Below are 3,265 nucleotides of genomic sequence, written 5' to 3' on the forward strand. Positions count from 1 at the left end.
ATTGGCGAAGTAGTAATCCGGGAACGGCGGATGCAGCACCTCGCCGTCACGGCGGATCGAGTCGAGGAAGTCGCGGCGCACGGTGAACGCCGGCATGTTGAACATGAACCGGCGGCGCAGGTTCAGCGAACTGGCGACGGCCTCCTGCGCAGTGCGCTTGTCGAGCAGGAACGGATAGTCGCGCTGGCTCATGAAATCGGCGGTCGGCAGGGTCTGCACATAACCGAGCGGCCTGCCCGGCAGCACGCCGGGATGAAAAAACTGATAGAGCGCCGAGAAGATCACCTCGGGGCTGTCGAACCGGTCGGCGAGTTCGACGATGCGCTCGAAGAAGCCGGGCGCCAGGCCGTCGTCGTCGCCGATCAGCGTGACGTACTCGCCGCGCGCCATGTTCAGGGCGCGATTCCAGCTTTTGGTCACCGGCAGGAATTCGTCCGAGCGCTCGCAGCGGATGCGGTCGTCGCCCAGAGCGCGGACCGCGGCCGAGACGTCTTCGTTCGAGGCGTTGTCGAAGACCGCGATTTCCCAGTTCTGGTAGTTCTGCTTCTGGACCGTGCGGATGGCGTCGATCGTCAGTTCGAGACGATTGTGGGTCGGGATGACGATCGACAGGAAGCGCTCGCGGGCCGGCTGCCGAGGCAGCCTGCCGAACTCCGATAGCGGCCGCCGATCGTCGAAATGATTGCCGTAAATCGTCGGCGGCGTCCCGGGCAGATAGGAGCCCCACGCCAGAGCCCGATTGACGGCGCGTTCCGGCTCGGAGAACGCCATATAGGCCTTGGTCTGGTTATCGACGACCAGAAGGTTGCTTTGATCCTTCGACCGGAAGCAGCCGGCATTCATCCATTCGGGAATATCATAGGCAACGCCGTCTGCGCCGACCAGCAGCAGCCGCTCCCCACGCTTCAGGATGCGCGCCGACAATCCGTCCGCGCCGCTCTCGAAGTTGCAGCCGGCGAGCTTCTTGTCTCCGGCCGCAAGCGGCGTATCGAGCATCTCCTGACGCCGCACCATGAAGGCGTTGGAGCGGATGTGGGGATTGGGGAAGTTCGGAAAATCCGTTGCGAACCGGTAAGGCGCACCCTCGGCCGAGACCCGCGCCCAGGCCGCCGGAAAGTCCGGCATCACCTCGTCCAGCCGCGGACGGTTATTGAGCACGTCGCCGAGCAGCCGGCGGATGCGGCGGAGGGCCGTCTTGCCATTCGGCACCGCGCCGTAGGGCGAACCGATCAGCCACCTGAACGAGCGATACAGCTCTTCGTGATAGCGCAGCGGCTGACTGGCCAGCCACTGCGCGGCGAAGATCAGCCGATACGAATTGTTCAGGCTCTCGAACGATGCGGTGGCGCCGACGAGACCGGCCTGCGGCGAAGTCATCGCCTGGTAGTATTTCTTCAGCCAGTCGTCGGCGACGATCTCACTGAAAGTGTTGAAGAAGCAGGCGTAGGTGTGCGTGAATCGTGCAGCGGCGACTTTATAGGCCTGGATGTCCTGGCCGATATCATCGTCCACATAGGTCAGCCGGTGCGGGATTCCGGCGAAGATTCGAGACACCAGCACCGATTCCGCGCGCTTCTCGAACCCCTTGCAGATCAGGATCAGGTCGTAGTCGATACCGGCGGGATGCCTTCTCAGCGACTGAGCGAAGGCCTGGAAGTGCTCCAGGCCCTCCTTGGCACGCGCGAGGTAGAAAACCGCTACGTCACTCATCCGAGCTCCCCCTCACCAGCCGGTCGCAGTCGACGTGATGGTTATCGTGCCAGCCGACGCAGACTCACAGCGGAAGTGCCCGCGGCTGCAACGACCACTTTATCGTGTCCGCAACCCCTTCTTCCAGCGAATAACGTGGTACGAAGCCGACTTCGTTATGCAAGCGTTGCGCCAAAGCAACGATCAGTTCGGGATCATCCGCCGGGCGCGCCCGCTCGCCGAGCTTTAATAGTTCCGCTCCGCCGGCGTGGCGCACGATGGTCTCGAGTACGTCGCGCACGCGAACTGCTTCGCCTGTGGCGATATTGACAGGACCGCGGACGTCGCTGGCGAGCAGTTCCACGAACGCCCTGCCGACATCGGCAACGTGCATGAAGTCCCGGCGCTGCGTACCGTCGGTCGTCGGGAATGGCCGACGGGCCGTCAGCGAAGTGATCGCATCGCTCACCAAGCGACCCGGCTTTTCCTCGGGACCGTACATGAAAAAGATCCGCCCCCAGGCCAGCGACAGGCCGGTTTGATCGGCGTAGGCCGATGCGATCCGCCGCAGCGCGTCCTTGGCGACTCCGTAGAGCGTGCCGGGTGCCAGCTCCGAGCGCAGCTCGTCCAGCGGCAGGTTATCGCCCCAACGGTATTCAGCGCATGTTCCAGCCAGAACCGCTCTGGTTCCGCCAGCCTCGGTAAAGGCGCGTAGCAAGCCCAGGCTGGCGCTCACCCAGTCGAGGTTGAGCGGCGTCGCCCAGAACTTTACAGGCTCGACGTTCCAGGCGAAGTGCAGCAGATGGCTGGCGGCGATCGACCGGACTGCCGCCGCTGCCGCACAGGTGTCGAGAACGTCGCAGGCGTGGAACGTCACGTCTGGCGCTTCGGGGCGCTGACGGCCGAGGACATGCACCTCGAAACCGAGTTGACGCAACGGCTCGAGCGTGTTGCGGCCGATGAATCCTGTCGCACCGGTGACGATGGCGCGGCGGGTCATGGTACCCAATCGGCGAAAGCTAAATCCCGATCGGAGATCACCGCGATCGGCTCCGGCCATTTCACGTCGATGAACGGATCGTTCCAACGCACGCCGCGCGCCGCATCGGCGACGTAGCTCACATCGATCAGATACAGAAGCTCACTGTGGTCCGCGAGCGACTGGAAACCGTGCGCGAAGCCCTTGGGAATGTACAGCGCGCAGCGGTTAGCAGCGCTCAGTTCGACGGCGATCGACCGGCCGTAGCTCGGCTGATCCTTGCGCAGATCGACGATGACGTCATGGACGGCGCCGGCCACGCAGCGCACCAGCTTGGTCTCACCGTGCGGATCGTCCTGAAAATGCATGCCACGGACGGTGCCGCGCTTGGTGTTGTAGGAGACGCTGGCCTGCGGGAAGCGGTTGACGAGGCCGGCCTCCGCGAACTCCTGCTCGCAAAAGGTTCGGGCGAAGAAGCCACGCTCGTCCGCCCGAGGCTCGATCTCGACCAGGAACGCCCTCACCCCAACCCTCTCCCACAAGCGGGAGAGGGGGCGGGCCGCGACCCGTGTTAAACGCGCTGCGGGGGCAGTGGAT

General features: G+C 64.1%; 3 protein-coding genes. All 3 read right to left on the reverse strand.

The genetic code is table 11. The annotated features are described in order from the left end of the window. Nucleotides 1–1,710, reverse strand: a 1,710-nt coding sequence (locus I5M_RS30815; RefSeq protein ID WP_051048635.1) for a glycosyltransferase family 2 protein, incomplete at its 3' end; no start/stop codon positions are given. A 64-nt stretch (nt 1,711–1,774) separates the two neighbouring features. Then, the gene (locus tag I5M_RS01445; protein ID WP_022719775.1) at nt 1,775–2,689 is read right to left on the reverse strand and encodes an NAD(P)-dependent oxidoreductase; all 915 of its coding nucleotides are present in this window, start codon (nt 2,687–2,689) and stop codon (nt 1,775–1,777) included. After that, the gene (gene rfbC, locus I5M_RS01450; protein ID WP_022719776.1) at nt 2,686–3,192 is read right to left on the reverse strand and encodes a dTDP-4-dehydrorhamnose 3,5-epimerase; all 507 of its coding nucleotides are present in this window, start codon (nt 3,190–3,192) and stop codon (nt 2,686–2,688) included. Before rfbC ends, I5M_RS01445 begins: the two co-directional genes overlap by 4 nt. Nucleotides 3,193–3,265: the final 73 nt, after the last annotated feature.

The organism is Rhodopseudomonas sp. B29 (assembly GCF_000333455.1).
In the GTDB taxonomy this organism is placed as follows: Bacteria; Pseudomonadota; Alphaproteobacteria; order Rhizobiales; family Xanthobacteraceae; genus Rhodopseudomonas.

Bases quoted from the DNA above. Each gene is read 5' to 3' on its own strand.
- I5M_RS01445 (WP_022719775.1), bottom strand. From the start codon at position 2,689: ATGACCCGCCGCGCCATCGTCACCGGTGCGACAGGATTCATCGGCCGC.